The organism is Nonomuraea sp. NPDC050733, assembly GCF_040654215.1.
Classification (GTDB): domain Bacteria; phylum Actinomycetota; class Actinomycetes; order Streptosporangiales; family Streptosporangiaceae; genus Nonomuraea.
This window is the reverse complement of the sequence record NZ_JBFAHO010000037.1, coordinates 34922-61313: the sequence shown is the minus strand read 5'-3', so window position 1 is coordinate 61313 and position 26392 is coordinate 34922. Positions and strand designations below refer to the sequence as shown.

Here is a 26392-nt window from a genome sequence, read left to right as displayed (position 1 = left end):
CAGCACCAGAGCCAGCGATCGACGAGCTTCGCGATCAGCTCGTCGTCCGCGAGGGTACGCGCAGTGCACGTGGTTCACCCGACGGGCGTCCATCCGCGGCCAGTACATCGGCCAACAGCTCCGGGAGGCCCACGGGCCGTAGAGATTCCGTGCTCTCGGCTGCGACCAGCTCACCCAGGGACCACCATCGGTGACCGGCGATACCCTGCTCTTCGCCCGGCTCCAGATAGGCACGGCTGATCGGCTCCACACTGCGCATCCGCGCAAGGAAATACCGTTCGTGCATGTGCACGGGTTCACCGCGCCACAGGACGTCCGCATCGAGGGTCCACTGGCAAGGTCCCCACTCGACCTCCGTCAGCCCGGTCTCCTCCAGCAACTCTCTACGGGCGGCCTGCAGGAAGCCCTCGCCCTCCTTCAACCCGCCGCCCGGGGGCACCCAGAACAACTCCCGGACCGGGGACCCGGGGACCACGATGGCGCCATCGTTCCGGTGCTGGATCAGTAGAACATGATCGGCCTGATCCAGCAGCACAATCCGGGCACCCTGTCGGGTCCGCAGCGTCAGCTCCCATCCGGCATAGCCACTCAGCAACGCAGAAGGCCGCCCCCGATCACTCGGAAGCGGCCTCTGAACGTGGTGGGGTGTTCACGCATGGATTCTAACTGCGGCGGATGGAGTACTTCCTTGGCGTGCGGGGGGCGACGGCTGCTACTCGGCGTCGGGACACTCATTGACGGCACGGGCGACCGCGACGATCCGTGGTCGCGGCGGTGATATTGCGATAACCGGCCCCGCTCAGCCTCGCGCGCCTATTCGTCCACATCCGGATAGTTCGACTTGCGCGCCAACCACCACCAGCCGTCACCCAGCCGGCTGCACCGCCAGTAATCGTCGAACGTGGTCGCGGTGAGATCACAGGGACTTACCCGCGCGGCGTCAGGCCGGTCGTATAAGTAGAGGAACATGTTCTCCGGCACCTCTTCGTCCGACAGACCCATCGTGAGAACATGTCCGGGATACAGCTCGATCGGCACATCCTGCGTACTGAGATGATCAAAACGCAGGACATCGAACTCATCAGGCAGATGCACCCAGCCACCCGAAGGCCCGTCCACCGACAACTTCCTGTCCTTGGCCAGCTGGGCCAGCGCGGTGAACTTGCCGTGGTGGACCGCGAACCACGTACGCCCGAAGATCCCATTCCAGGGCAGCAGCACAACGGCGGCACACAGGCCGACCACCGCACCGACCGCGACGTAATCGCGGATGTCACCACGGCGGCGTACGAGTCTCTGCGCCCACCACGACGTGGAAAGCACGGCCACAATGAACGCGATCCCAAGGATCAGCTGCTCGATGATCCGGTCGTCGTACTCCAGCCACAACAGATACCGTCCGGTCACGACCACGAGCCAGCTCGCCACCATGGTCGCGGTCAACGCATGCGATCGCTTCTCGATCACGCCTCCAGACCCGGTCGGCGAGCAGTGCTCCACGTGAGGACGGCCCGCGCCCTGCAACCCGCCTCATCCAACGGGACACCGCACAACCCGCGGCCCTCCGCGACGTACCAGACCTCGAACGCGCTGTCGGTGAGGTGCAACGGACATCAAGCCCCAGCAGTCACTCAACCTTCGGTGAGACACCGTAGTCGTGATCAACCTTCGATGACAATGCTCAGTTTTCGCTGCGACAGGACAGGAAAACACGCAGTCCCGTCCGATTCAGATGATCGGACGTCTCGCCGAACAACGCGGAGGCCACGCGCCAGAAGTCGAAGGCTTGCACGTCAGATCGTTGGACGTAGTTCTCGGCCCTCGCCCCGACTGATCGACCGAGGCGACGCGCCGGGGACGGTGCCGAGGATGTCGCGGCAGTCGATCAGACCCAGATGGCGGGAGTCCTGCGAGCGGGCGTTGTCCCCGACCACCGCGACATACCCGGCCGGCACATGTGACACGTCCGGCAGTGCCAGGACGAGCCAGTCCGGCAGCAGGTCTCCGGCGACCGCGACGACCCGCTTGATCCGGTGCGGCAGTTGCTCGTCAGCCACCCGGAACACGATCACCTCGCCGCGCCGAGGGTCCCGGCGTAGCCGCCGCGCGAGCAGGCGCTGGCCGTCCCGCAGGGTGGGCGACATGCTGTTGCCCTGCACGGTCACCCTGATCCACCCGATCATCGCACCCTCGCATCCTGGTAGCCGCCGGCCTGGAGGCGGAACAGCCGGGCGTACTCGCCGTCCGCGTCCATCAGCTCGTCGTGGCTGCCTCGCTCGGCGATCCGGCCGTCGACGAGCGTGGCGATCAGTTCCGCGCCGCGCAGCGCGGACATCCGATGGGAGATCAGCAGCCGGGTACGGCCCTCCGCGTGCCGGCGCAGGGTACTGTGCACACGGTGCTCACCCTCGGCATCCAGCCCCGAGGTCGGCTCGTCGAGCACGATCAACTCGGCGTCGGTGCGCATCAGGCAACGCGCCAGGGCTACCCGCTGCCACTGCCCGCCGGACAGCGTCACACCAGCCCGCTCACCGTCGTCCGTGTGCGTCCTGGACAGCACGGTGTCGTAGCCGTTGGGCAGTGCCGCCACAGTGTCGTCGGCACGAGCCGCCCGCGCGGCCGAGACGATCCGCGACCGGTCGTCGAGGTGCAGGACCTGCCCGATGCCGATGTTCTCGGCCGCGGTCAGGTCGTAGGTCATGAACTCCTGGAACACCACACCGATCCGTGCGCGCAGCGCCGCGACGTCCAACTCGCGGATGTCCACGCCACCCCAGGTGATCGTGCCGCGCTGCGGGTCGTAGAACCGGCACAGTAGTTTCACCAGCGTGCTCTTGCCCGCGCCGTTGACGCCGACGAGTCCCACAGCGGCGCCGGCGGGGATGGTCAGGTTCACCCCGCGCAGCACCCACGGACCGTCCTCGCGGTACCTGAACCAGACGTCCCGCAACTCGATGGTCGCCGGCCGAGGTGGAGTGCCCGTGCCGTCCGGCAGGTCGTCGCCGGTGTCGAGGACGTCGAGGTAGTGCCCGAACAGCCGCACCGCACGGGCGGTCTCGCCGAGTTGGAGCACCACCGCGGACAGCCCGGTCTGCACGCCGGCCACCGCACTGAGGAAGAGCACCAGGTCGCCGACCGACGAACCACCGGTGACGACGTTCGTGGCGACCACGACCGTGCCTACCCCGGTGACGGCGGCGCCGAGCAGCGCGAGCCCGCTCTGCACCAGTGCGCCCCGGCGTGACACGGACAGCCGTGCGTGCGAGACCGTCGCCAGCGAGTCGATCATCCTGGTGTGCAGCAGCGTGCCGAGGCCGAACAGCCGGATCTCCTTGGCGGCACGAACATCGGTGAGCAGGGCCCGGTAGAACAGGCGGCGTCGGTCGGTGGCCACCCATGCCTCCTCGGTGGCCACCTCGCGCCGCGCGGTCGCCAGCCTGGCGAGCACGGCGGTCAGCACTGACGCGAGCAGCAGCAGGGGCATCGGCGGCCACACCACCAGCAGCGCACCCGCGAAGCTGGTGAGCAGTACCACTGAGCGGACCAGCTCCTGCGCGAACTGCGAGACCGTGCCGGGTGCTTCCTGTGCGGCCTGCTCAGCAAGCCGCAGCCGATCATGGAACGCGGGATCCTCGATGTGCCGCAGTCCCGGTAGGGCGGCGACCCGCTGGAACAGCCGGCTCTCCACGGTCAACGTGACCCGGTGCCGGACCACTTCGCCGAGGTGGCCGACGAGGTAGAGCAGTGCGATGGCGAGCCCGCCGGCGATTGCCGAGACGATGGCAAGGAACACCGCCCGGCCCGTGCTCGCCGCACCTGAAGTGAGCTCGTTGACCAGCAGCATCGTCAGCCATGCCCCGGTCGCGGGCGCGACACCCGCGAGCACGGTGAGCGCCAGAGTGACAGTGGCGGTCACTGGTGCGGACCGGAACGGCAGCGCGAGCGCCGCCAAGCCCGCGCGGGAGACCGATCGGGTCATGCCACCTTCGCCGGGGCCCTGGTGGCATCCGCGAAGTCGTCGAGCCGGGTGCCGGACGCGGTCACCACGCCGCCGTGCGTGTGCAGCAGCGTCGGGAACGCGACGACCTCGAACGCGGTCAGCACGGGGTCGTCGACGCCGATGATCGCGACCCGGCCGAGGACACCCAGCTTGGCGACCAGCCGCGCGGTGGCGTCGGGGGCTTCCGGGTCGCCCTGCACGATGGACACGAATCGGGTCGCCGGCGGGGCGGTGACGAGCGCGTCGGACAGCATCCGGCACGGCCCGCAGCCGACCTGGAAGAATCCGACCTGGACCGGGCCGTCGAGGTCGGTCTCGTTGATCGCGGCGCCGTCGGTGTCGGTGACCGAGAACGGGCGGACGACCGTGCCGGGTTTCGGCAGATGCGGGTTGTGGGCGGGGGCGCCGCCGTGCTGCTGCATCTCACGGATCCTGGAGACCAGCGCGAACGTGAACAGCAGGTGCACCGCAACCACGACGGCGAGCAGGACGACGGCGGTGGTGAGCAGGATCAACGGTTCCTCCCTGCGGGAACGAGGAGGAACGCGACGTCCTCCCAGCGGGTCGTGAGCAAACCGAGAAACGCTCCGGTGACCAGGGCGACCAGCATCGCCGGGGCGGACGTGGGCACGCCACCGGCGAGCGCCCCGACGACGGCGACGGCGACCAGCAGGCCGTTGCGGACGAGGTGCTGGGGGCCGAGCAGGCCGCCGCCTGCGCCGAAGCACTGGCAGCGTACGGACTGCCTGGCGAGGACCGCACGGGCGATGCCGGCGCAGAACACGATGAGGAGAACGGCCGCGAGGGCGTAGCCGACGAGCCGCGTGCCGGGAACGGCGAGCAGCACCACGGCGGCGGCCTCCCCCGTGACGACCGCGACGGCGGCCGGACCGGCGGGCAGCCACCGTGGCCCGATCGCCGCGACCGAGTCGCGGAACTCGGCGAACCCCTGCCGAGAACGCGTCTTCCCCACGACCGCCGCGAAGAAGACGACGGCGAGCAGCACACGAGCGAGCAGATCGAGCACGGCGGCCTCCGGACGGATACGGCGGCTGGCGGGGCACGAGGTGGAGTCCCCGCCAGCCGCTCCGGTCAGTGGGTGTTCAGCAGGTGGACACCTTGGACGTGCAGCTGCCGTAGCAGTTGAAGCGATAACCCTTCTTGCAGCACGTGCCGTGCTCCGGCACGCATGCACCGGCTTCCACCTTCGGCAACACCATCCCGACGAGTCGCTCACCCGCACGCTGCACGAGTCGCTTCATGCCAACTCCTTCCGTGACGAACACCGCGGACGCCGACCAGAAGATCAGTGATCCCGACGCCACGGCCACGGCAAGTACCGCATCGTCCGCTTTGGCCAGAACACCGTACTTTTGCCTCCTCTGGCGGGCATCGACAAAGCTGCCCTGAATTTGATCAAGAGTCAAGATCTTTGACCCATGAAGATCCAAGGGCCTGTACGGGGTTGGGACCAGCGGAATCCGCCCATGGACTGTGTGAGCTGCGGTCGAGAGATGGGGGCCCTCCATCGGGTCAGCGACAGTGCGAATCCGAGGGTTCGATGATCGCTTCCCGGAACACAATGATCGTTTCCCAGTGCTTACAGTCCGCCGAGGAACTGATGGACTACCGGCCGGTGTTCGCGGAGACGCCGTCCGTCGTCCGTCGTCCGTCGTCCGGAGGCTACGGTGGCTGCCGTCCGAGCTGGTCACAGCCGGGCTGTCGTCGTCAGGGTGACAGCGGTCAGCGCGGCGAGCAGAGCCCAGGCGGGCGCGAAGCTGCCGGTCAGGTCCGTGAGCAGGCCGAGCACGGGTGGCGCCAGAATGACCGCCACCTGGTTGACGGCCATGGCCAGGCCGAGGGCGAATCCGGTGTGTTCCGGCGGCGCCGATTCGGCGGCGTAGGCGACCCAGGGGCCATACCAGCCGATTCCGAAGAAGCCGAGCCAGATGAAGAGCAGGCAGGCCGCGACGGGAGAGCGGCTGATGGGAGTCGTCAGCACCGTCATCCCGATGATCACGGCGGCCAGGCATGTCAGGACGCAGGCGTAGCGGCCGGATCTGTGGCGGTCGCTCCAGGCCGCTAGGCAGATACGGCCCAGCGCGCCCGCGCACTGGACCGCGACGTAGACCAAGGCCGCCGAGGCGGAGTCCATGGACGTCACCTCGTGCAGGTACAGCACGGTGAGGACGCCCACACCGCTGTGCACCGACACCATGCTCGTACCGGACAAGATGATCTTCTTCATGTACGGTTCGCGGAGCAGTTCCAGCCGCACGCGGGACGTGGTCGACATTGGGCGTTGGTCTGGTGGGCGGCGGTAGAAGGCCATGAAGGCGACGGCGCCTGACAGTGCGACGAGCGCGCCGGCCACGAGCGTCGACCGCCAGCCGAAGGCCGTTGCTAATGAGGGAAGCGCGAAGGCGGCGAGGACGCCCCCGAGCGGGAGCCCCGCCTGGCGGATACCCATGGCCAAGCCACGCCGCGAGGCGTCGAACCAGGACGCCACCGATTTACTGCCGCCCGGCTGAATGGTGCTGTACCCCGCACCGACGATCAACAGGACGACGAGCAAGGAGACGTACCCCGGGGCCGCGCTGCCGGAGGCCAGCGCGACGGCGACCACAAGAGCACCGATGCCGACGACCCAGCGTTCGTCGTGGCGGTCCAGCAGTCGTCCGGCCACGAGTAGTCCGGCTAGAGGAAGTAGCTGAGCCGCCGACTGCAGCAGGCCCAGTTGGGTCGTGTTCAACTCCAGATCTCGTTGCAGGTGGATACTCATCGCGCCGATGCCCTGCACGAAAAACGCGGCCGCGGCCTGAGTGAAAGTCGCAACACCCAGAATGACCCAGCGGTATTGCGATGTCTTCACGGCTTCCAGCACAACAGGGGATCGGGGTGGTCAGAGAAGCCGAGCTTCCGGTAGAGCGGTTCCGCCTCGTGGGAGGCGGTGAGGTCGACCCGTACGGCGTCGCGGTCGCGGAACCAGTCGAGCAGACCGAGCATGATCGCCCGGCCGTGCCCACGCCGCCGGTACGACGGGTCGGTGACCATGCCGATGACGTGGCCGATCCTCCCGTTGCGGGAGTGGGGGCCGGGGAACCACTGTTCGATCGTGCCGATGCCGCAGGCGGCCAGGCCGGTGTCGCCGTCCACGACCAGGATCTGGCACTCGGGTTCGGTCAGCTTCTGCTTGAAAACCCGTGCGAGCGCGTCGCGCCAGTCGTCACCGGCGTTCGCGGGGTTGAAGAAGTCGCCGCCGAGGTCGTCGAAGAGCAGTGCCCGGAGGCGGATGAGTTCCGGAATGTCGCGCTCTGTTGCTGTTCGCGTCATGACGTACAGGCTGATGTAATGAGCTTGTGCACCTCAACCCTTACGGCGCGGATGTGGTGAACTTCGCCGCGGAACTGGCGAACCGCCCACCGGCGAGCGCCGACGAACTCGCCGACCGCTGCCGCACGGCCGGTCTGGTGCTGGAACGCCCCGTCGAACCGTCGGATCTTGACCAGGTCCTCGCCGTCCTCGACGCCTGGACGAAGGTCGTCGACGCCACGGGCGAGCGCGCGAAGGCCGAGCTGGTCAACGAGATGCTGGCCCGGTCGGCCGCCTACCCCCGGCTGACCGACCACGCTCATGGTTGGCACTTGCACTATCGCGACGACCTGCAGCCGCTCGGCGCGGTGCTGTTCGCGCTGATCGCCGTGGGCACGGCGATGCACCTCGTCAGCCGGGGCATGGACCGGCTCGGACGGTGCGCTGCCGCCGGATGCGAGACCATCTTCGCGGACACCTCACGCACCGCACGGCAGCGTTACTGCTCCCAGCCATGCGCCAACCGGGATGCGGTACGCCGCCATCGCGCCCGTCAGTCCATGCCCGCCACTTGACCGGCCAGCAGGCACGGTAGCTGGCGTCGTGGCCAGCAGCTCGTCGTGGGTTCCGGTGGCGGGGCTCCTGCTCCGCAACTCCCAAACCAGAACGAACCCGACTCAGGCACCCCCGAAACGACAAGATCCCGCCTGATCGCGATGATCGGACAGGATCCCGTCAACCTCAGTCCAGCCGTTCCAAGAACGGCTCTGGGTGGGGCGTTCATGAGTGGGTTCCCGATCAGTGGCGATGTTGACCAGGGAATGTCCTCACGACCCTCGGCTCCAGAGGTCAGCGAGGCCATCGCCAGAATCCGGCCTCGTCCACATATTCCGAAATGAGCCCCGCCAGGCTGCGGACGCCGACCATCTCCTAAGTACGGGGGTAACAATTTCCCTACCGGTATTCGCCTGGGGTGATCGAGAGGCACCCTGGAACTATGGCGAAGGGGGCGGGAGGGCAGGAGCGATCGCCCGGTTCGTGGGTGTGGCGGGCAGTGCGGATCGCCGCGATCGTGGTGTTGGGGGTCTCGCTGCTGGCGTGGTTCCTCGTCGACCCACTCGATCTGCCGGGGGACTTGCTGGAGGAGCTGAATCAACGGGCCAGCGTGATCGGCATGTTCACGGGCGCGGGCGGGCTGATCGTCTCGATGCTGGGGTTGCGCGTGCAACAGCGGAGCCGGCCCGTCGACGACATCGCATCCACCACGGGGACACCGGGACCCGGCCAGGCTAAGCCCGCCCGCGCCCGTGGCCCGCGACGGCGTACGGTCCTACTGACCGCGGCCGTGCCTGCTGTCATGGTGGCCTTGATCGTCCTGGCCGTCGTACGGAATGCGCCGGTCCGCTACGAGGCCGAGGACGGCACTTACCACAAGGCCAACATCATTCATGTCGACGGCACATCGAACAACGCTGTGATGGGCCATTTGAACTTCCCGGACAGCTGGGTCGAGATCAAGGTGTACGCGCCCAGGGCCGGTACCTACACGGTGAATCTGCGGTATCGCGTCGGCGAGGGCGACGCGCGGCAGTACCTGACGGTGAATGGCAGCTCGACCAAGCGTTTGGTTGATTACCCCGATCACGATCACGATGGCAAGTGGAACAGCTGGTCGAACCTGTCGATCAAGCTGACGCTGAACCACGAGTGGAACACGCTGCGATTCCAGCACGACGACGGGCCGTTCGCCGCCGAGCTGGACTACGTCGAGATCGCCTGATGTGGCGGTCCGGCGCGCACACCCGAGGGTTGGGCGTCCACGAATAGTGCCGACCTGCCTGGGACGGAGTGGACCAGGGCGTACCGATCGAGACCATCGACGATTTCGTCGGCCACGCCGGCACCAGCGTCACATAGGTGGTCTACCGGAACCAGCTCAGACCGATGTTTCACCAAGGGTGCCCAGACCATGAACACCATCTTCGGCGACAGCCGACACGAGTAGAGAGTCCGAGTGAGATGGCTCCCCGATTGGCTCCCATCGACTTCCAGACATGAGAAAAGGGCCCCGGATTACTCCGAAGGCCCTTCTCACCTGTGGCAGTGGCGTGCATGGCGGTGAGCTCGGCGGCCAGGTGGGCGACCTGGTCGACGCCAGCGGCCGGGCAGCGCCGCAGGTGTGTGAGCCCTGCAGCGCCTCCGCTGCTCCCTCCAGACTGCTCGGCTCTACAGCGACCGCCCCGCCTCCTTCGATTGCGTGGTCCGCGCTACGAGCTCGTCAAGGCTCCCGCTCCGCAACTCCCAAACCAGAACGAACCCGATTCGGGCACCCCCGAAACGACAAGATCCCGCCTGATCGCGATGATCGGACGGGATCCCGTCAACCTCGGTCCAGCCGTTTCAATGGCTTTCCCTAACCCAGGGAGCCGGGTGTGTGCGTGAATGGATCTGATCCACCCTCGGCGAGGAGGCCGACAACGAGGTCCCGGGGCAGGCCATGGGTCTGGTGCAGATAGTCGAAGTCCTCCTCGCTCAATTTCCTGATGAAGCCCTCTCGAGTCAGTACCTGCCGGCCTCTCCTGAGCAGCTCGGAGAAGCGTCGCTCTTCATCGAGAAACACCTCCCGCACATGGCTGACCCCGCACGGCTGCCGAAAATGCTCCAGCGTGTGCTCGATTAAGTCCCGAGGAAGGTCGGACAAGGTACGGGATGGATCATCGCGCCACAAAGTGGTGAGCACACGCCGGGTGAGTCGGCGCAGCACGTAGCCGCGCCTGGTGGTGGACGGCGTGACTCCATCGCCGATGACCACGATGCCGGAACGCACGTGGTCGACGATGACGCGTAACGACGTCTCGTCCGTCCTCCATAGCGACGGAATGGTCTTCATCCACGGCTGGAACACATCACAGTTGAAGATCGACGGTTGGTCTTGCAAGATCGTGAGGAGCCGTTCCAGTCCCATCCCCGTGTCGATGCTGGGCCGTGGCAGAGGTTCGAGGCTGCCGTCCTCGTGGCGGCGGTAGCGCATCCGCACGTGGTTCCACACCTCCACCCACCGCTCGTCCATGGACGGGGTGCCCTGTGGCGGTCCATCCCCGATCCACACAAAGATTTCCGAGTCAGGACCGCACGGGCCGGTCGGCCCGTTGGACCACCAGTTGTCCTCACCGGTCAGCTCCACCGGCACGCCCAGCTCGCCCCAGGTACGCAGCGACTCCGTGTCTGGCCCAACCTGCTCATCGCCACCGAAGACTGTGACGTACAGGCGGTCGGAGCGGATGCCGAAGCCGTCGCGCAGCAGCTCGTAGCCCCATCGCAGGCTCTGCTGGTGGTCGTAGTCACCCAGCGACCACGAGCCCAGCATCTCGAACATCGTCAGGTGGGTGCTGTCGCCGACCTCGTCCAGGTCAGTGGTGCGCAGGCAGCGTTGCAGGTTGACCAGGCGGCGTCCGAGCGGGTGCGGGCGGCCTTCCAGGTACGGGGTGAGCGGATGCATGCCGGAGGTGGTGAACAGCACCGGATCTCCGGGAGGCGGGAGGAGCGAACTTCCGGTGATGCGCTGGTGTCCGCGCTCGCGGAAGAAGTCAAGGAAAGTGCCAACGGTCTGGTCGACATTCATGGGGATGAGCCCTTCATGGTCATGAGAGACCGGAAAGGACCGCAGAAACGGGCTGCGAGCAACACAGTCCAGACGACGCGCCTGCGGCCGTTTCCGGTCGCCGGCGGTGTAGAGGAGGTCAAGCAGCGGCAACCGACGAGCGAATAGCTCGTGCGGCTGCGGCGAGAGTGCGCGAGGAAACCTCCATGAGCCCGACGATATCGAGCGCCGGGGGGAATATCTCTTGGAATTTCCGGCCGGCAGGGGCCAGGAGGCGATGGTGCTCGCCTGAGACGGGTCCGGTGCGCACGGCGCCGAAGCTGGACGAAGTGAAGCTCTCGGAGGACGAGCCTGGTGACCTCGCCGCAGAGGCTGGCCGAGCTGGCCACTTTGCACGCTGAGGTTTGCGCATCTGTCTTCACCGGCGACACACGACCATCGCTTCCCGCGTACGCGGCTCTGGCGCTGACCGTTCAGGGGTCAGCGGGTCGCGTCGAGCATACGGACCGTCACGTAGGGATGCGGCTGCTCCAGCCGCTCGCCGGTCAGCCGCGCCTCGGTGCTGCGGTCGATGACTGCCAGGCAGGCGGCCCTCCAGTCGTAGTCGGCGCGGTCATCGAGGTCGTCCTCGTCCTCTTCCTCGTCGAGGTCTTCGCGGCGAAGAAGTCCGCCATCGCCTGCAGCTCGGGCCATCGAGCCAGACCGGCATGGTGTTCCCGCCGCCCGGGGAAGAGCGCGTCGATCGCCAGGACGTGCTCGCCTCCGGCCGCGAAGCTCAGCAGATTGTTGGCGTTGACGTTCCACCAGGCGCTGTAGACGCGCGCTCCCTCACTGAGCCGCCGGAGCACGGCGGGGCTTGCCCCGGCCAACAACGCCCGGCGGCCACATCGTTGACGGTCTGCCGGTTCACCCCAGCCACCTCAGCCAGGCGGCGGAAACTCAAGCCCCGCTCGGCCATCACCTTCTGCAGGGCGATGGCCTGGACGGCCGCCCGACAACAGTTCCCCCTCGACGACTCCTCATCGCCCCAACCAAGACAGCGAGGTTAGATCGCTGATGAGACGTCTGGCCGACCGCGCCTACGGGTGCGTGTCCGTGACCGCGATGACCTCGTCGAGGTGGTCCAGGGCGGCCTGCAGGTCGTCGATCTTGGCCTGGATGCGCTCTCGCTCGGCTCGCAGCATGGCTCGTTGCTCGGCGTCGGTGTGCCCGGAGTCCCAGCACGGCAGGAGTTCGGCGATCCTTCGGCTGGTGAGGCCGGCGGCGAACATCTGCTGGAAGAAGCGGACCAGGGGGATGGCGTCCTGCCGGTACAGGCGCTGGCCGGACGGGCTGCGCTCCGCGATGAGCAGCCCTTGCTGCTCGTAGTAGCGCACGGCGCGCACTGAGACGCCGGCACCTCGTGCCACCTCGCCGATGCGGATCAACCGCTCGGCTGCGGCCACTGTGACAGTCATGGTGATTCCTCTCACCCCTGGCCCTGACGACCAGCACTTGCCTCTGACGCTAGCGTCAGGTTTTAGCGTACCGGCCATGGATATCAACAACTCCGTCGCCCTTGTCACCGGAGCCAACCGCGGCCTGGGCCGCGCCTTCGCCCAGCGCCTGCTCGAACGGGGCGCCCGCAAGGTCTACGCGACGGCCCGCCGACCGGAGACCGTGGACCTGCCCGGGGTCGAAGTGCTGCCCCTCCACATCGCCGATCCCGCATCCGTGAGGGCCGCCGCCGAGGCCGCCCCGGGCGTCTCGCTCCTCATCAACAACGCGGGAATCAGTACGGGGACCGACCTGGTGACCGGTTCGATGGACGCGGTGCGGCACGAGCTGGAGACCAACATGTTCGGCCACCTGGGAATGATCCGGGAGTTCGCGCCGGTGCTCGCCAGGAACGGCGGGGGCGCGATCGTCAACGTCCTCTCCGCCATGTCGTGGTTCGGGGGCAAGGGCGCCAATGCCTACCACCTGACCAAGGCCGCCGCCTGGGCCATGACCAACGGCGTCCGCCTGGAGCTCGCCGAGCAGGGCACGCTCGTCACAGCGGTACACCTCGGCCTGGCCGACACCGACATGGCGGCGGGTTGGCCCGTGGACAAGATCGCTCCGTCGGACCTGGCCGACGCGGCGCTCGACGGTGTTGAGGCGGGCTCCGCCGAGGTCCTCGCCGACCAGTGGAGTCGGGACGTCAAGTCCCGTCTGCCGCTGACGCCGGAAGAGTTCAACGCCGCAATGGACCGCGCCCTGGCGGCGCTGATGGCGGCCTGAGGGGCTTTTCGGGCCGCACGGACTTCGGTCGGCTGCTTCTCCATCGACCTCTCGAACTCCTCTACTTGAGGTTGAACTGACGGTGTCGTCGCTGATCAGGCGGGTCCGACGGTCAGGCCGGTCTCGGCGAGGCAGCCGTCAATGAGACCGCGTTGCAGGAGAGACGAGATGCCTTCGACGGGGTTGGGGTCGGGTGCGTAGGGCGGCAGGTAGTGGATGGTCGGCCACTCCCGGGATGCCGCCCACTGCCGCAGGTCGGCGGCTTTGTGGACGTTGAGGTTGTCCCAGACCAGGACGATCGGGCTGCCGAACTGCTGGTGGACGGCGATCAGCAGGTCCCGGTAGTCGCGCCAGGAGAAGCTTTTGCGCCCGTCGCGTCGGCCGTCGTCCCTGCGTGGCCGGTAGATCAGCCTTGAGCGATGGCCGGGTTTGTAGCAGGTCAGTGCGGCAATGGATGTCCGTCTGCGGGAGCGGCCGCGGACCCGCACCACCGGTGTGTGTCCGCGTTGTGACCAGGCTTTCGCCTGCGGCGGCGTCATGGAGACTCCGGCTTCGTCCTTGAAGAGGGGCCAGGCTCCACGAGCCGCCGCGAGTCTTCCGCGCAGTGCCACACCTCCGTGACCCACCCGGCGACCGCGTCATCGTCCCGCTCGACAGCGCGTCGGGTTGGAACCTGGCAGGACCAGCCGTTGCGGACCAGGAGTTTCCGCACGCCCTGGATCGAGGTCCTTGGCGATCACCGAGCTCGCCTCACCCCGAGCGAACCGTTCCGCCGCCTGGAGCCGTAACTCCTCACGAAACTGCTGCCGTTCGGCGGTCAGCCCGTCCGCATGCCTCCGGTGATACCGCGGCCGACGGCCAGCCGTGAGCTCCTACGACACCAGGGGTTCAACCTCAGTAACGGTCCGTCAGCATTTCACTCAGTTTGTCACTCACAAGATCAAAAAGGCCACTTCCGATCAACGGAAGTGGCCTTTACCTGGGTGGGGTGTTCACAAGTGGTTGTGACGTGCGGAGGAACGACTGTTTAAGATCGCTTCCCGAACTCTTGGAGATCATTTCCCGCTCAGCCTGCGATCGGGCCGTTACACCCGGCCCGGTGTCGCTCCGTTCTGAGCGTTGACGATGCAGGGCCGGTGAGGTCAGCGTCAGGCATCGAAGGGGCCCTCGTGGGGGTATCCAATTGTGTGACCCTGATACGTGATGACCCGATTGACCAGATGATCGCGCAGAGAACGGAACGCGGACGAGAGCTGAAGACGAACACCATGACCCGTCCACGGATGTGGTCGGGTGTCATCAGTTGCAGACCAGTGAGGGCGAGGATCGCACACGCGCCTACTCCGATGTGACCCACCGCGGCACGGGCTTCGTCGCGGTCGCCGGCTAGGGACACGCCTTTCTGTACGGCAGCGTGGGTACGATCACCCGCCACTGGGCCGCGCTCAGCCCGCCCGCCTTCGCGCACACCGCCGCCGCCAACGCCTCCCCGCCCACGGCGTGCCGCCTGACCGCGCCGTTGCCGTCCACGGTCAGCACCGCCGACCCGTCGCCGGTGAACGCCACGTCGAGCGGCTCCCCGATCTCCGGGTCCTGCCCGCCGCCCTGGTCGAGCAGCGCGCCCAGGTCCGTGCCCGACATCACGTCGACCAGCCGCACCCTTCCCCCCACCTGAAGGCTGGCGAGCAGGTCCTCGCGCGGCGAGTAGGCGGCGGGGTCGCCGAACCCGCGCGTCCCGCGGGCGGTGGCGAGCCTGCGGCGCGTGGCCACGTCCCAGACCGTCATCCGTCGCCGCGCGTCGAGCACCACGACCGCCTTGCCGGAGCGGGTGAAATACGCGCGCACCCCCTCGGCGTCCCTGCCGCCGCCGCCGAACGCCGGCCCCAACGCCTTGCCTGCGGCCGTCTCCAGCAGGTGAATGCGGTCGCCCGCCACCACCAGCGTCCGCCCGTCGGAGGAGAAGGCCGCGTACTTCGCCGCGCCCGCCTCCACCGACCACATGCGCCGCCTGGTCTGCCGGTCCCACAGCTCGACCCCGCCCTTCTCGGTGACCACGACCAGCCTGGCGCCGTCGGGCGAGAAGGCCACCTGCACGGCGGACGTGCGCAGCGTGCCCTGGACGGCGGCCGAGGCGGTGTCCACGATCCGCACCCCGGGCCCGAACGTGGCGACGAAACGGGAGTCCGGGCTGAATACCGCGTACTCCGCCTCCGGCAACGCGCCGACCTTCCTCCCGCCGACGGCCGACAGCTCGCCGTCGCGGACCACGAGCCGCCCGTCGCCGCTCAGCGCCGCCGTGACCACAAGGTGATCGTCGTCCTCGGTGGTCAGGTCGGCCACGTCCACCGAGAAGACCTGGTCGCCCAGCAGGTAGCGGAACGTGCTTCCGTCGAAGGCCCCCTGCACCGCCTCATCGTCCCCCCGTATCTGGACCGTGGTGAGCAGTTGCGTGTCCGACCTGCGCCAGAACTGGATGGACCGCGATGCCACCGTCGCGACGAGACCGGGGCCGAACACGGCCGCGCCACCGTTCCAGGTGCCCTGGGTGCCGGCGCCGTCCTTGTCGCCGATGAAGTCCTTCGCCCCGGTCCTAAGGTTGGTCAGCTCCAGCTGGCGACCGCGCTGTGCGGCCCGCCAGACCCCGTCCCGGCTGAATGTGCCCGCGGGGGCGGGCCCGAGCGCCTTGGCGACGCCGGTTCGCAGGTCCCAGCGGGTACGCCGGTCAGCCTCCTGGAGCAGGACGGAATCGTCCCGCTCGAACACCACGTCGACCCACTCGTTCGTGAAATCCTTGGCAGTGGGGAAGACGTAGTCGCTGATCGGCCTGCCGCTGACGAGGTCCACCGCGGATGCGCGCCTGGCCGTCACGGTCACCAGCACCTTGCCCGACGGGCTCAGCGTCACGCTGTCCATCGGCTCGGCCGGCCTGGCGCCGCGTGTCCGCAGGAGCCGGCCGTTGCGCACGTCCCACGCGCGCGTCGCGGTGGAGTCGGCGCTGATCAGCGTCCGGCCGTCGGCGCCGAGCGTGCGTACCGTGTCGCCCGCGGTCGACGGGTCGCGGAACATCGCCGTCTCGCGCTGTGCCAGCGAGGCCACCAGGGCCGCCCTGGTGGCCGGCGTGCGGTCCAGCCGCCAGGCCGCCAGGCTCGCCAGCATCGACTGGCGAGGGTCGCTCCCGCGGGTCGTGGTCGCCACCCCCGCCAGCCTGGCCGCCTCCGACCTGGTCAGCTGCCCGGCGATCTGCTCGGCCCGGTCGTCGGCCACCGCGCTCTGCTGTACGGCCAGCCCGCCGGCCACCAGCGCGATCACCAGCAGCCCGCCCAGGCTCAGCGAGGTCAGCCGGGCCCGCCTGGCCCTGTGCCTGGTCAGGGTGGCCGCCGCGGACAGGAAGTCGCGTTCGGTGGGCGACAGGGTGATGTCGCGGCGGGCGGTGGCCGCCCACTCCAACGCGTTGTCCAGGTTGCTGCCCTGGAACAGGTCACCGTCCCGGCGTCCCGCCGTCTCCCAGCGTCGCGCCGCGGCGAGGATCTGCCGGTGTACGGCCAGGCCGTCGCGGTTGGTCTCGATCCACCGGCGGTACCGCGGCCAGGCCTGGGGCAGGGCCGGCCTGGCCAGCCGTACGCCGCCGTCCTGCCTGGCCAGGAGGTAGCCGAACACGGCGAGGATCCTGCGCACGGCGGCCACCTCGTGCGGCGCCCGCCCCTCGACGAGCTCGTCCAGCTCGGCGTGCCGGGCCGACAGCTCGCCCGCCTCGTCCACCGTCACCAGCCGCAGGAACACCTCGGGGACCAGCTCGCGCTCGGCCGGATCGAGCATCGTGTACGCCTGCTCGGCCAGCGTGCCGAGCGCGGGATCGCGCCCCTGCGCGCCGATCCCGGCGGCCCGGTGGCCGCCCTGGGCGAGCAGGCGGGCGGTGTCGAGGTCGCCGTCGCCGCTGACCAGCGCCAGCAGCAGCTCGCGGGCGGCCGGCCGCTGGGCCGGCTCCTTGGCCAGTGCCGAGGAGACCAACCGGCGCAGCGTGCTGGGCAGCGCGGACAGGTCGGGGGTGGCCGACAACACCTGGTGCATGACGCTTCCCAGGTTCTCGGCGTGGAACGGATCACGGCCGGTGGCGGCGAAGACGATGACGGCTCCCCAGGCGAACACGTCCGCCGAGGCGTCCGCTCGCTGGCCGATGAACACCTCAGGGGCCATGTAGGTGGGCGTGCCGCTCACCACGCCGGTCGCGGTGAGCGACATCTCGGCGGTCCTGGCGATGCCGAAGTCGATCACGCGTGGGCCGTCCGGGCCCAGGAGCACGTTGTCGGGCTTGAGGTCGCGGTGGATCACCCCGGCGTCGTGGATGGCGGTCAGCGCCGTCGCGATGGCGGTGGCCAGGCGGTGCAGGTCGTCACCCGCGAAGATCCTGCCCGCCGCGCGCAGGCTCGGGCCTTCCACGTACTCGCTGACGATGTAGGGACGCGGGCCCTCCAGCTTGGCCTCGATGATCGGCGCGGTGCAGAACGAGGCCACCCGCTGGGCGGCCGCCGCCTCCCGGCCGAGCTGGGCCACCTGATCGCCGTACAGCACCTTGATCGCCACCCGGCGGCCGTCCTCGGCATATGCCTCATACACCACTCCCTGGCCGCCGGCGCCGAGCCGCCCGGCCAGCCAGTAACGACCGAGCCGCTGAGGGTCTCCTTCGATCAACACGCTCGGTTTGATGCACTCATCACCGACGAAGTTCCGCCCAAAACACCCATGTGCGCATCGCTCCTTCTGAGCGATCCCATCCCTGGGACGCGCCGGAGTGGGCTGTGGTGGGCCCTGCGCTGCGGCGGGCGGAACTCGAAAAGAGTGCCGAACCCTTCTCGATCCGGACGCATCCAACCCTGACATGAACAAGATCCAGAAGCTTGCCGCCCTGGCCGTGCTCCCTGTTGCCGCGTCTGTCGTGGCCTTCCCCGCACAGGCAGGGGACTGCAAGGAGAACGGCTCTGTCTCAGATTCGGTGGTGACGGAGAGTTAGGCCAAGAGGATGCGGTGGCGGAGCAGCGTGAAGCCGGCCCGCCCGTGCATCTGTCGCATGATCCGTTTGGTTTTGGTGTTCACACCTTCGGTGCCGCCGTTGTGGTGGGGCAAGGTGACGGCCGCTTGGACGGCAGCGCGGTCCTGGTCGAGGCCGCGGATGAAGGCGTGGAGATGAGGGAGGTCGACGGCGCGGGCGGTGGCGATCCGGAGGTTGTCGGGTTGGGTGAGCAGGAGCCTGGTGAGCCGGCGTGGGGAGATGGGCAGGCGGTTGGCTTCGACCGGCGACGTCGGCATCGACACCACCGCCGCCCCGGTCCTCGCCCGCCCACCCCGAACGCGGCGCTCCACCGGGGAACTGATCGCCTCCGCCGAGATCACCGCAGGCTGGCACCACTGGGCCGGCAACGACCCGCCCGAGTACGGCTGCAGCGCCACCCTCACCGTCGCCGCCCGCACCCGCTCGGCTTCCGGGTCCTTCCCGCAACTGGCGCTCGGCCCGGTCCTCGACACCCCGCACAAACGCATCGGCGCCAACGCCATCACCACCTTGAAACCCCTGGCCGCGCTCGGCTTGCCCACCGGCTTTGCGGTCGTCGACCGCGCCTACACCGACCAGCAACCCGGCCACTTCGCCCAACCCGCACGCCAGCTCGGCTACCAACTCGCCCTGGACTACAAAGTGGACCAGCGGGGAGTCCAAGGCAGCGCCCACGGCGCCCTGCTCACCGTCGGCTTCGCCATGCCCAACGGCTGTATCTCGGTCCTCTACCAGCGGACTGACACCACCCGGGCCTTCCCGGACGCTTGCTCCGCGGTCCCCAAATCATGACGAACCCGATTCGGAACCCCTGAAACGACAAAATCCCGCCTGATCGCGATGATCAAACGGGATCCCGTCAACTTCAGTCCAGCCGTCTCAAGAACGGCCCCTGGTGGAGATGAGGGGATTCGAACCCCTGACCCCTTCGATGCGAACGAAGTGCGCTACCGGACTGCGCTACATCCCCAAGAACCTCGACCAGATTAGCAAACTCTCAGAGGTCCTCGCGCCACCCCCACGCGACCTCGCACGTGACCTCAATCCCCCACCGCGCGCCGCGGCGGCTCAGCGTACTGGTCGAACAGGGCATCCTCCTGCCGGGCCGCCAGGTCGATGATCTCGGCGCGTTCCTGCTCCGCCGCCAGGATCGCGGCGCGGCGCTGGTCGCGGAGGCGGCGGGCGCGTTCCGCGCGGGACTGGGCGGCGCGGTCGCGACGTTCCCGGTCCACCTGTACGGCGATGCGCAGGAATCCCAGGTACGACAGCATGACGACCACCGAGGGCGCGACCCCCCACCATGGCATCATCCTGACCGAGGCCGTCACCACCGAGGCGATCACCAGCAGCGCGGTGAAGAAGAGCAGCCGGCGGCGCCGGGCCACGATGATGGCGCGGCGCTTGACGCGGAACTGGCGGGGATCCACCCGTTCGCCCTCGACGGCACCCGGGGGCGGTGGTGTGAACGCGCCTTCCTGGGCTTCCAGGCGCTCCAGGTCGGGCAGTTGGTGCTCGCCGGTGTAGTACTCTTCGAGCTCCGCCAGTTCGGCCAGGTTGGTCTTGTCGCGGCGCAGCCACATGGGCACGAGCACGCACAACCACATGACGACGATGGCGAGGTAGAGGAGGACGCTGCTCACGGCCACCTCCGGGCACGACGAAGACACCCGGGTGTTTTCGGCGTCTTCGATGTGCTCACGTCACGCACCGTAAGACCGCGTGTCACTGATTGACGAGCATTCGGTGCGGTGTGTCGCGAGATCGTCAAACCTCTTCTACCGGAGACCCGCCGTGAGAGGCCGACTCGCGAGCGCGTCGCCACTGCACCAGCAGGCCGCCGGGAACGTCCTCGACGGTCAGCGCGTAACAGATGTGGTCGCGCCAGGCTCCGTCGATGTGGAGCTGACGGCGACGAATGCCTTCTTCCCGGAATCCGAGCTTCTCAACCACCCTGCGGCTGGCCTGGTTCTCGGGGCGGATGTTGGCCTCCAGGCGGTGCAGACCGGTGGTGAAGAAGCAGTGGTCGACGGCCATGGCCAGCGCCGTGGGCGTGATGCCGCGGCCGGCGAGGGCGCCGTCGACCCAGTAGCCCACCTGGGCGGAGCGGGCCGAGCCCCAGACGATGGCGCCGATGGTGAGCTGCCCGGCGAACCGGCCGCCGTACGTGATCACCCACGGTAGCGCCAGGCCCTGCCTGGCCTCGCGGCGCAGGGTGCCGACCATGGAGACGTACGGGCCGAGACCGGTCTTGAACAGCGGCGTCTCCGGGTTGCTCGGCTCCCAGGGACGCAGCCAGTCGGCGTTGCGCACTCTCGTATCGCGCCAGACGCGTACGTCGGCCAGCCGCAACGGCCTGAGACCCACGGGACCCTCTTCCAGGGTCGCCGGCCAGCCACGAAGTCGATCCACATCACTCATCATCCCCCCATCGGGGATGTCGCCGCCACGGCTCAGACGGACCGCTGGTGGTCGCCGCCGTTGATCTGCTCCACCGCGTGCCGGAGAACGGGTGCGAGTACGGCGGCGCCGTCCCGTACGCCTCCCGTGGAGCCGGGGAGGTTGACGATCAGCGTGCGGCCGGCCTGGCCGGCGAGGCCGCGGGAGAGAATCGAGGTGGGAACTTTGTCACGGTTCGCCTGCCTGATCGCCTCGGCAATGCCGGGAATTTCCCGAGATATCACTCGGGCGGTCATCTCCGGCGTCAGGTCTGCGGGCGTCAGGCCCGTCCCCCCGGTCGTCACGATCACGTCGTACACGGCCGCGACCCCGTCGCGCAGCGCCGCCTCCACGGGCTCGCCGTCCGGCACCACCACGGGCCCGTCCACGGAGCACCCGGCATCCTCCAGGAGAGACACCAGCAGCGGCCCCGACCGGTCCTCGTACACCCCGGCGGAGGCCCGGTTCGACACCGTCACCACCAGCGCGCGGATCACGGCCGCGTCCAGTGCCCGGTCTTGCCGCCCGTCTTCTCCTCCACCCGCACGTCACTGATCACCGCGGCGGGGTCCACCGCCTTGACCATGTCGATCAGCGCCAGCGCGGCCACCGACACCGCGGTCAGGGCCTCCATCTCCACGCCGGTACGGTCGGCCGTCTTCACCCGGCAGGTGATCGCGACGCCCTCGTCCTCGACGTCGAGCGTCACCTTCACGCCGTGCAGCGCGATCGGGTGGCAGAGCGGGATCAGGTCAGGTGTCCGTTTCGCGCCCATGATGCCGGCGATCCGGGCCACGCCCAGCGCGTCACCCTTGGGCACCTCGCCCGAGCGCAGCAGCGCCACCGCCTCCGGCGACAGCAGCACCCGCCCGGTCGCTGTGGCCGTGCGCGCCCCGACGTCCTTGCCAGAGACGTCCACCATACGTGCCGCGCCCGTCTCGTCCAGGTGCGTGAACTCACTCACCGACAGCTCACCTTCCGACAGATCACAGGGGGATCACCTCGACGGCCGTGCCCGCCGGCACCTCCGTCACGTCCTCGGGGACCACGATCAGCGCGTTCGCCGAGGCCAGCGCCGCGAGCTGGTGGGAGCCCTGCCCGCGTACCGGTGTCACGGTGCCGTCCGACGCCAGCACGCCGCGCAGGAACGAGCGGCGTCCCGACGGCGAGTGCAGCGGGCCGATGACGTGCGCGGTCACGGTCTCGGACGCCTCGGCGTCCAGGCCGCGCATCTTCCGCAGCGCCGGCCGTACGAACAGCATGAACGACACGAACGACGAGACCGGATTGCCGGGCAACGCGAAGATCGGCACCTGGTCCTCCCCCACGACGCCGAACCCCTGGGGCATCCCCGGCTGCATGGCGACCTTCTCGAACCGGACGGTGCCGAGCGGCGCGAGCGCCTCCTTGACCGGCTCGTAGGCGCCCATCGAGACGCCGCCGCTCGTGACGACGGCGTCGGCGCGCAGGAGCTGCGCGTCGAGCTGGTCGAGGAACACGGCGGGGTCGTCGCTGACCGTGGGGGCCCGGAAGCCCTCCGCCCCGGTGGCCCGGACCGCGGCCGTAAGCGTGAAGCTGTTGGAATCCCAGATCTGGCCGGGCTGGAGCTCGGTGCCCGGCTCGGCCAGCTCGGCGCCCGTCGACAGTACGACGACCCGCGGCAGCGGACGCGCCAGCACGCGCCGGCGGCCCACCCCGGCGATGATGCCGAGCTGGGCGGGGCCGATCACGGTCCCCGCCTCCAGGACGACGTCGCCGGCTAGCACGTCCTCGCCGTTGCGCCGGATCGCGTTGCCCTCGGGCGCCGTGCGCTCGATCGTGACCGTGACCGTGCCGCCGTCGGTCCACTCCACCGGCACGACGGTGTCGGCGCCGGCGGGCACGGGCGCGCCCGTCATGATCCGTACGGCGTGCCCGGGCCCGACCGCCCGCAGCTGGCTCGATCCGGCCGCCACGTCGTCGATCACCGGCAGCCTGACCGGCACCTCGACGATGTCGGCGGCGCGGACGGCGTAGCCGTCCATGGCCGAGTTGTCGAACGGCGGCAGCGGCACCGGCGAGGTCACATCCTCGGCCAGCGTCGTGCCCAGCGCCCGCTCCAGCTCCAGCTCCAGGGGCGCCAGCGGGCGTACGGTGGCCAGGATGTCGGCGAGATGCGCGTCGACCGACTTCATCGAGGTCAACTGAGCTCGTCGAGGAACTCGCGCAGCCACGGCACGAACTCCGGCGCCAGATCCTCCCGGTCCGCCGCGAACTTCACCACGGTACGCAGATAGTCGAGCTTGTCGCCGGTGTCGTAACGGCGCCCGCGGAACAGCACGCCGTGGACCGGACCGCCCTGGTCGGAGCCGCGGCCGGCGAGCGTGCGGAGCGCGTCGGTGAGCTGGATCTCGTTGCCGCGTCCGGGCGGGGTGTTCTCCAGCACCTCGAACACCGCCGGGTCGATGACGTACCGGCCGATGACCGCCCAGTTGGACGGCGCCTCGTCGACCGACGGCTTCTCCACCAGGTCCGTCACACGTACGACGTCCGGCTCCTCGGTCGCCTCGATCGTCGCCACGCCGTACAGCGAGACCTGGTCCTTCGGCACCTCCATGAGCGCGATCACGCTGCCGCCGTAGGTGTCGCGCACCTCGATCATGCGCTGGAGCAGGTGGTCGCGGTAGTCGATCAGGTCGTCGCCGAGCAGGCAGGCGAACGCGTGGTCGCCGACGTGCTGCTTGGCGCAGAGCACCGCGTGGCCGAGGCCCTTCGGCTCGCCCTGCCGTACGTAGTGGAGCGTGGCCAGCGAGGCCGGCTCGCGGACCTGGGACAACCGGTGCTCGTCGCCCTTGGCCTCGAGCACCTCCTCCAGCTCGAACGCGCGGTCGAAGTGGTCCTCGATCGACCGTTTGTTCTTGCCCGTCACCATGAGGACGTCCAGGAGCCCGGCGGAGGCGGCCTCTTCGACGACATACTGGATGGCGGGCTTGTCGACGATGGGCAACATCTCCTTGGGTGTCGCCTTGGTCGCCGGAAGGAACCGGGTGCCCAGACCCGCGGCGGGCACGACGGCTTTCGTCACAGGGTCGAAGTCAGCCATGAGTAGACCCTAGTGGAGGGACCTGTGGACAAGCTGAACCTGCGCCGCGAAGTGATGTCGTCACGTGCTTCACTCTCCCCAGAACAGCTCCGGACGAACGCCTCCAAAGTCCGCGAAACACTGCTCGACCAGCCGTGGGTCCAGATGGCCGGGCTCGTCGCCTGCTACTGGTCGATGGACACGGAGCCGGGGACGCACGGGCTGGTGTTCGCGCTGTGGAAGCACGGGGCGACCGTGATCCTGCCGGTCCTGAAGGAGGACCACGACCTCGACTGGGCGGTGTACGACGGGCCCGACACGCTCGCGCCCGGCCGGTACGGGGTCATGGAGCCGGTGGACACACGCCGCGGCGTCGACGCGATCCGCACCGCCGCCCTGGTCATCGTCCCCGCGCTGGCCGTGGACAGGCTGACGGGGGTACGGCTGGGCCGGGGCGGGGGCTCCTACGACCGCGCCCTGGCCCGCATCGGCCCGAACGTGCCCACCGTCGCGCTGCTCCACCCCGGTGAGCTGGTCGACGGGGTCCCGGCCGAGCCGCATGACCAGCGGGTGCGCTGGGCGATCAGTCCCGAGGAACTCACTAGGCTTATGTAACCGAACGTACGAGAGGAGGCCAGATGCCGCTGGATGTCTGGCTTCTGATCGGGGCGGCGATCGTCATCGCCGCCATCGTCTCCGTACGGATCGCGCACCGCAGCGGGCTGCCCAGTCTGCTGCTGTTCCTGGGGTTCGGGCTGGTTCTGGGCGAGTCCGGGGTCGGCATCCCGTTCGACAACCCTGACCTGGCCAAGCAGATCGGCATGACGGCGCTGGCCGTGATCCTGGCCGAGGGTGGTCTGACCACGAGCTGGAGCCATGTGCGCCGGGCGGTGCCGCTGGCGCTGATCCTCGCCACCGTGGGCGTCGCGGTCAGCATCGTGGTGCTGGCGCTGGCCGTCCACGTGCTGCTCGGGTTCGAGCCGATCACCGCGCTCATCCTGGGCGCGGTGCTGGCACCCACCGACGCCGCCGCCGTCTTCTCCGTGCTGCGCCGGCTGCCCGTGCCGCCCCGGCTGGCGGGCGTGCTGGAGGCCGAGTCGGGCTTCAACGACGCCCCGACCGTGATCGCCGTGATGCTGCTGAGCGCCGCCGGCCACCAGTCGCCGTCGATCGGCATGTTCCTGCTGGAGACCGGGGTCGAGCTGGCCATCGGCGCCGCCGTCGGCCTGGCCGTCGGCCCCGCGGGCGCGTACGCGCTGCGCCGCGTCGCGCTGCCGGCCTCGGGCCTGTACCCGATCGCCGTACTGGCGCTGACCTTCGTCTCGTACGGCGGCGCGGTGCTGCTGCACGGCTCCGGCTTCCTGGCGATCTACCTGACGGCCCTCATCCTCGGCAACTCGCGGCTGCCGCACCGGGCGGCGACCAGGGGCTTCGCCGAGGGAGCGGCGTGGCTGGCGCAGATCGGGCTGTTCGTCATGCTGGGACTGCTGGCCAGCCCGCAGGAGATGCCGTCGTCGATCGTGCCCGGCCTCATCGCCGGGACCGTCCTGGTGCTGCTCGCCCGGCCGGCGTCCGTTCTGATCAGCTCGGTGCTGGCGCGGGTGGTGCGGGTCGCGCGGGTGAGCTGGCGGGAGCAGGCGTTCCTGTCGTGGGCGGGTCTGCGCGGCGCCATCCCCATCGTGCTGGCGACCATCCCGTGGGCGGCGGGTGTCGAGGGGTCGAAGGACGTCTTCAACGAGGTGTTCATCATCGTGATCGTGTTCACGCTGCTGCAGGGGCCCACGCTGCCGTTCGTGGCCCGGGTGCTCGGCGTGACCGCCCCCGGCGAGGCGCACGACCTGGAGGTGGAGTCGGCGCCGCTGGAGGAGCTCCAGGCCGACCTGCTGCAGGTACGGATCCCGCCCGGCTCCAAGCTGCACGGCGTGGAGCTGTTCGAGCTCCGGCTCCCGGCGGGCGCCGCGGTGACGCTCGTCGTCCGCGACGGCCGCTCGTTCGTCCCTTCGGGCACCACCCAGGTGCACGCGGACGACCAGCTTCTCGTGGTCACCACGGCCTCCTGCCGTGACCAGGTGGAACGCCGGCTGCGCGCCGTCAGCCGCCGCGGCAAGCTGGCCGGATGGTACGGGGAGCGGGGACTGGAATAGTCAATTGACGGTATCGGTTACCATTAGCAGTCGCATAGCTCGAGTGCCAGAGCAAGCCTGAAGATAGCTCGAGTGCCAGAGCAAGCCTGAAGGAGGAGCGCGTGCCGACCTACCAGTACGCCTGCAACGACTGCGGTGAGCAGCTCGAGGTCGTCCAGAAGTTCACCGACGAGGCGCTGACGGTCTGCCCCGCCTGCCAGGGCAACCTGCGCAAGGTGTTCTCGGCGGTGGGCATCGTGTTCAAGGGCTCCGGCTTCTACCGGACGGACAGCCGCTCGTCATCGTCATCCACGTCCCCCGCCTCGTCCTCGTCTTCCTCGTCGTCGTCGAGCAAGAGCGAGTCGTCGTCCTCTTCCTCGTCGTCGGGCAAGAGCGAGTCGTCGTCCTCGTCTTCCTCCAGCTCCACGCCGGCCGCTGCCGCCGCCTCCAACTGACCCCCGGCTCGATCGGGCACCGGCGTCCGGTCGGCCGAAGCGAGCAGAGCGGACCCGAGCAGATCGCCGCTCGGGTGTCGCTCCATCTGCGCGTC

At 68.9% G+C, this 26392-nt stretch carries 28 protein-coding genes, 1 tRNA gene and 1 pseudogene; 7 read left to right on the top strand and 23 right to left on the bottom strand.

Annotated features, from left to right (window positions below):
• Window positions 1-34: 34 nt before the first annotated feature.
• The 9 genes from AB0H64_RS36150 to AB0H64_RS36110 form a co-directional block, all read right to left on the bottom strand.
• On the bottom strand, window positions 35-595 hold the full coding sequence (locus tag AB0H64_RS36150) for an NUDIX domain-containing protein (RefSeq protein WP_357633845.1): 561 nt from the start codon (window positions 593-595) through the stop codon (window positions 35-37).
• A gap of 218 nt (window positions 596-813) precedes the next feature.
• Window positions 814-1467 (bottom strand): hypothetical protein, encoded by a 654-nt coding sequence (locus tag AB0H64_RS36145; protein ID WP_357633842.1) that lies wholly within the window; start codon window positions 1465-1467, stop codon window positions 814-816.
• 326 nt (window positions 1468-1793) lie between these two features.
• Entirely contained in the window at window positions 1794-2183 is a 390-nt protein-coding gene (lepB, locus tag AB0H64_RS36140; RefSeq protein WP_357633840.1) for a signal peptidase I, read from the bottom strand.
• Window positions 2180-3979: an ABC transporter ATP-binding protein gene (locus AB0H64_RS36135; protein WP_357633837.1), complete on the bottom strand. Its 1800-nt coding sequence runs from the start codon at window positions 3977-3979 to the stop codon at window positions 2180-2182. Before AB0H64_RS36135 ends, lepB begins: the two co-directional genes overlap by 4 nt.
• The gene (locus tag AB0H64_RS36130; protein ID WP_357633835.1) at window positions 3976-4515 is read right to left on the bottom strand and encodes a hypothetical protein; all 540 of its coding nucleotides are present in this window, start codon (window positions 4513-4515) and stop codon (window positions 3976-3978) included. Before AB0H64_RS36130 ends, AB0H64_RS36135 begins: the two co-directional genes overlap by 4 nt.
• Window positions 4512-5027, bottom strand: coding sequence for a MauE/DoxX family redox-associated membrane protein (locus tag AB0H64_RS36125; protein ID WP_357633833.1), 516 nt, complete (start codon window positions 5025-5027; stop codon window positions 4512-4514). Before AB0H64_RS36125 ends, AB0H64_RS36130 begins: the two co-directional genes overlap by 4 nt.
• 76 nt (window positions 5028-5103) lie before the next feature.
• Entirely contained in the window at window positions 5104-5427 is a 324-nt protein-coding gene (locus AB0H64_RS36120) for a hypothetical protein (protein ID WP_357633830.1), read from the bottom strand.
• Window positions 5428-5708: 281 nt separating this feature from the next.
• Entirely contained in the window at window positions 5709-6884 is a 1176-nt protein-coding gene (locus AB0H64_RS36115) for an MFS transporter (RefSeq protein ID WP_357633828.1), read from the bottom strand.
• Window positions 6869-7333, bottom strand: coding sequence for a GNAT family N-acetyltransferase (locus tag AB0H64_RS36110; RefSeq protein WP_357633826.1), 465 nt, complete (start codon window positions 7331-7333; stop codon window positions 6869-6871). The genes AB0H64_RS36115 and AB0H64_RS36110 overlap by 16 nt, the downstream gene beginning before the upstream one ends.
• Window positions 7334-7386: 53 nt before the next feature.
• Between AB0H64_RS36110 and AB0H64_RS36105 the strand changes: the two genes are divergently transcribed.
• Together AB0H64_RS36105 and AB0H64_RS36100 are read left to right on the top strand one after the other, a co-directional pair.
• Complete coding sequence (locus tag AB0H64_RS36105) at window positions 7387-7887, top strand: CGNR zinc finger domain-containing protein (protein ID WP_357633823.1); 501 nt, start codon at window positions 7387-7389, stop codon at window positions 7885-7887.
• Between the two features lie 422 nt (window positions 7888-8309).
• Complete coding sequence (locus tag AB0H64_RS36100) at window positions 8310-9092, top strand: hypothetical protein (RefSeq protein WP_357633821.1); 783 nt, start codon at window positions 8310-8312, stop codon at window positions 9090-9092.
• Window positions 9093-9725: 633 nt separating this feature from the next.
• On the opposite strand, the gene AB0H64_RS36095 is transcribed toward AB0H64_RS36100, so the two are convergent.
• The 3 genes from AB0H64_RS36095 to AB0H64_RS36085 all read right to left on the bottom strand — a co-directional run bounded on the left by AB0H64_RS36095 (window position 9726) and on the right by AB0H64_RS36085 (window position 12370).
• Window positions 9726-11066, bottom strand: a complete 1341-nt coding sequence (locus AB0H64_RS36095; protein WP_357633818.1) for an alanine--tRNA ligase-related protein — start codon at window positions 11064-11066, stop codon at window positions 9726-9728.
• 327 nt (window positions 11067-11393) lie between these two features.
• Window positions 11394-11606 (bottom strand): hypothetical protein, encoded by a 213-nt coding sequence (locus AB0H64_RS36090; protein WP_357633815.1) that lies wholly within the window; start codon window positions 11604-11606, stop codon window positions 11394-11396.
• A 386-nt stretch (window positions 11607-11992) separates the two neighbouring features.
• On the bottom strand, window positions 11993-12370 hold the full coding sequence (locus AB0H64_RS36085; RefSeq protein WP_357633813.1) for a MerR family transcriptional regulator: 378 nt from the start codon (window positions 12368-12370) through the stop codon (window positions 11993-11995).
• 76 nt (window positions 12371-12446) lie between these two features.
• On the opposite strand from AB0H64_RS36085, the gene AB0H64_RS36080 reads away from it, so the two are divergent.
• Complete coding sequence (locus tag AB0H64_RS36080; RefSeq protein WP_357633811.1) at window positions 12447-13175, top strand: SDR family oxidoreductase; 729 nt, start codon at window positions 12447-12449, stop codon at window positions 13173-13175.
• A gap of 95 nt (window positions 13176-13270) precedes the next feature.
• Here AB0H64_RS36080 and AB0H64_RS36075 read toward each other — a convergent pair whose 3' ends face one another.
• From AB0H64_RS36075 to AB0H64_RS36060, 4 genes and pseudogenes are all read right to left on the bottom strand, one after another.
• Window positions 13271-13786, bottom strand: coding sequence for a transposase (locus tag AB0H64_RS36075; RefSeq protein ID WP_357633808.1), 516 nt, complete (start codon window positions 13784-13786; stop codon window positions 13271-13273).
• Window positions 13711-13887 carry a winged helix-turn-helix domain-containing protein gene (locus tag AB0H64_RS36070; RefSeq protein ID WP_357633806.1) on the bottom strand — a complete coding sequence of 59 codons (177 nt, stop codon included), beginning with the start codon at window positions 13885-13887 and terminating at the stop codon, window positions 13711-13713. Before AB0H64_RS36070 ends, AB0H64_RS36075 begins: the two co-directional genes overlap by 76 nt.
• A 674-nt stretch (window positions 13888-14561) precedes the next feature.
• A complete protein-coding gene (locus AB0H64_RS36065) occupies window positions 14562-17867 on the bottom strand; it encodes a serine/threonine-protein kinase (protein WP_357633803.1) in 3306 nt (1101 codons plus the stop codon).
• Window positions 17868-18179: 312 nt separating this feature from the next.
• Window positions 18180-18461, bottom strand: a pseudogene (locus AB0H64_RS36060) (transposase); the annotation flags it as partial.
• On the opposite strand from AB0H64_RS36060, the gene AB0H64_RS36055 reads away from it, so the two are divergent.
• Window positions 18454-19014, top strand: a complete 561-nt coding sequence (locus AB0H64_RS36055; protein ID WP_357633801.1) for a hypothetical protein — start codon at window positions 18454-18456, stop codon at window positions 19012-19014. The pseudogene AB0H64_RS36060 and the gene AB0H64_RS36055 overlap by 8 nt on opposite strands.
• Window positions 19015-19115: 101 nt before the next feature.
• Here AB0H64_RS36055 and AB0H64_RS36050 read toward each other — a convergent pair.
• The 7 genes from AB0H64_RS36050 to galU all read right to left on the bottom strand — a co-directional run bounded on the left by AB0H64_RS36050 (window position 19116) and on the right by galU (window position 23740).
• A tRNA-Ala gene (locus tag AB0H64_RS36050) sits at window positions 19116-19192 on the bottom strand.
• A gap of 70 nt (window positions 19193-19262) precedes the next feature.
• Complete coding sequence (locus AB0H64_RS36045) at window positions 19263-19862, bottom strand: hypothetical protein (RefSeq protein ID WP_357633799.1); 600 nt, start codon at window positions 19860-19862, stop codon at window positions 19263-19265.
• Window positions 19863-19986: 124 nt separating this feature from the next.
• A complete protein-coding gene (locus tag AB0H64_RS36040) occupies window positions 19987-20640 on the bottom strand; it encodes a GNAT family protein (protein WP_357633904.1) in 654 nt (217 codons plus the stop codon).
• 32 nt (window positions 20641-20672) lie between these two features.
• On the bottom strand, window positions 20673-21155 hold the full coding sequence (locus AB0H64_RS36035; protein ID WP_357633796.1) for a MogA/MoaB family molybdenum cofactor biosynthesis protein: 483 nt from the start codon (window positions 21153-21155) through the stop codon (window positions 20673-20675).
• Window positions 21152-21622, bottom strand: a complete 471-nt coding sequence (moaC, locus tag AB0H64_RS36030) for a cyclic pyranopterin monophosphate synthase MoaC (protein WP_357633793.1) — start codon at window positions 21620-21622, stop codon at window positions 21152-21154. The genes AB0H64_RS36035 and moaC overlap by 4 nt, the downstream gene beginning before the upstream one ends.
• A 22-nt stretch (window positions 21623-21644) precedes the next feature.
• Window positions 21645-22832, bottom strand: coding sequence for a gephyrin-like molybdotransferase Glp (gene glp, locus AB0H64_RS36025; RefSeq protein ID WP_357633791.1), 1188 nt, complete (start codon window positions 22830-22832; stop codon window positions 21645-21647).
• A gap of 5 nt (window positions 22833-22837) precedes the next feature.
• Window positions 22838-23740, bottom strand: a complete 903-nt coding sequence (gene galU, locus AB0H64_RS36020) for a UTP--glucose-1-phosphate uridylyltransferase GalU (RefSeq protein WP_357633788.1) — start codon at window positions 23738-23740, stop codon at window positions 22838-22840.
• Between the two features lie 24 nt (window positions 23741-23764).
• Here galU and AB0H64_RS36015 point away from each other — a divergent pair, with 24 nt between their 5' ends.
• The 3 genes from AB0H64_RS36015 to AB0H64_RS36005 all read left to right on the top strand — a co-directional run bounded on the left by AB0H64_RS36015 (window position 23765) and on the right by AB0H64_RS36005 (window position 26297).
• Window positions 23765-24334: a 5-formyltetrahydrofolate cyclo-ligase gene (locus AB0H64_RS36015; RefSeq protein WP_357633786.1), complete on the top strand. Its 570-nt coding sequence runs from the start codon at window positions 23765-23767 to the stop codon at window positions 24332-24334.
• Between the two features lie 23 nt (window positions 24335-24357).
• Entirely contained in the window at window positions 24358-25863 is a 1506-nt protein-coding gene (locus tag AB0H64_RS36010; protein ID WP_357633783.1) for a potassium/proton antiporter, read from the top strand.
• A gap of 101 nt (window positions 25864-25964) precedes the next feature.
• Complete coding sequence (locus tag AB0H64_RS36005) at window positions 25965-26297, top strand: FmdB family zinc ribbon protein (RefSeq protein ID WP_357633781.1); 333 nt, start codon at window positions 25965-25967, stop codon at window positions 26295-26297.
• Window positions 26298-26392: the final 95 nt, after the last annotated feature.

What these genes read in the sequence shown, in the direction of transcription:
- AB0H64_RS36135 (WP_357633837.1), bottom strand. Translation starts at nt 3,979, where the DNA reads ATGACCCGATCGGTCTCCCGCGCGGGCTTGGCGGCGCTCGCGCTGCCG.
- AB0H64_RS36040 (WP_357633904.1), bottom strand. Translation starts at nt 20,640, where the DNA reads ATGAGTGATGTGGATCGACTTCGTGGCTGGCCGGCGACCCTGGAAGAG.
- galU (WP_357633788.1), bottom strand. Translation starts at nt 23,740, where the DNA reads ATGGCTGACTTCGACCCTGTGACGAAAGCCGTCGTGCCCGCCGCGGGT.
- AB0H64_RS36090 (WP_357633815.1), bottom strand. Translation starts at nt 11,606, where the DNA reads ATGGCCCGAGCTGCAGGCGATGGCGGACTTCTTCGCCGCGAAGACCTC.
- glp (WP_357633791.1), bottom strand. Translation starts at nt 22,832, where the DNA reads ATGAAGTCGGTCGACGCGCATCTCGCCGACATCCTGGCCACCGTACGC.
- lepB (WP_357633840.1), bottom strand. Translation starts at nt 2,183, where the DNA reads ATGATCGGGTGGATCAGGGTGACCGTGCAGGGCAACAGCATGTCGCCC.
- AB0H64_RS36080 (WP_357633811.1), top strand. Translation starts at nt 12,447, where the DNA reads ATGGATATCAACAACTCCGTCGCCCTTGTCACCGGAGCCAACCGCGGC.
- AB0H64_RS36100 (WP_357633821.1), top strand. Translation starts at nt 8,310, where the DNA reads ATGGCGAAGGGGGCGGGAGGGCAGGAGCGATCGCCCGGTTCGTGGGTG.
- AB0H64_RS36085 (WP_357633813.1), bottom strand. Translation starts at nt 12,370, where the DNA reads ATGACTGTCACAGTGGCCGCAGCCGAGCGGTTGATCCGCATCGGCGAG.
- AB0H64_RS36110 (WP_357633826.1), bottom strand. Translation starts at nt 7,333, where the DNA reads ATGACGCGAACAGCAACAGAGCGCGACATTCCGGAACTCATCCGCCTC.
- AB0H64_RS36010 (WP_357633783.1), top strand. Translation starts at nt 24,358, where the DNA reads ATGCCGCTGGATGTCTGGCTTCTGATCGGGGCGGCGATCGTCATCGCC.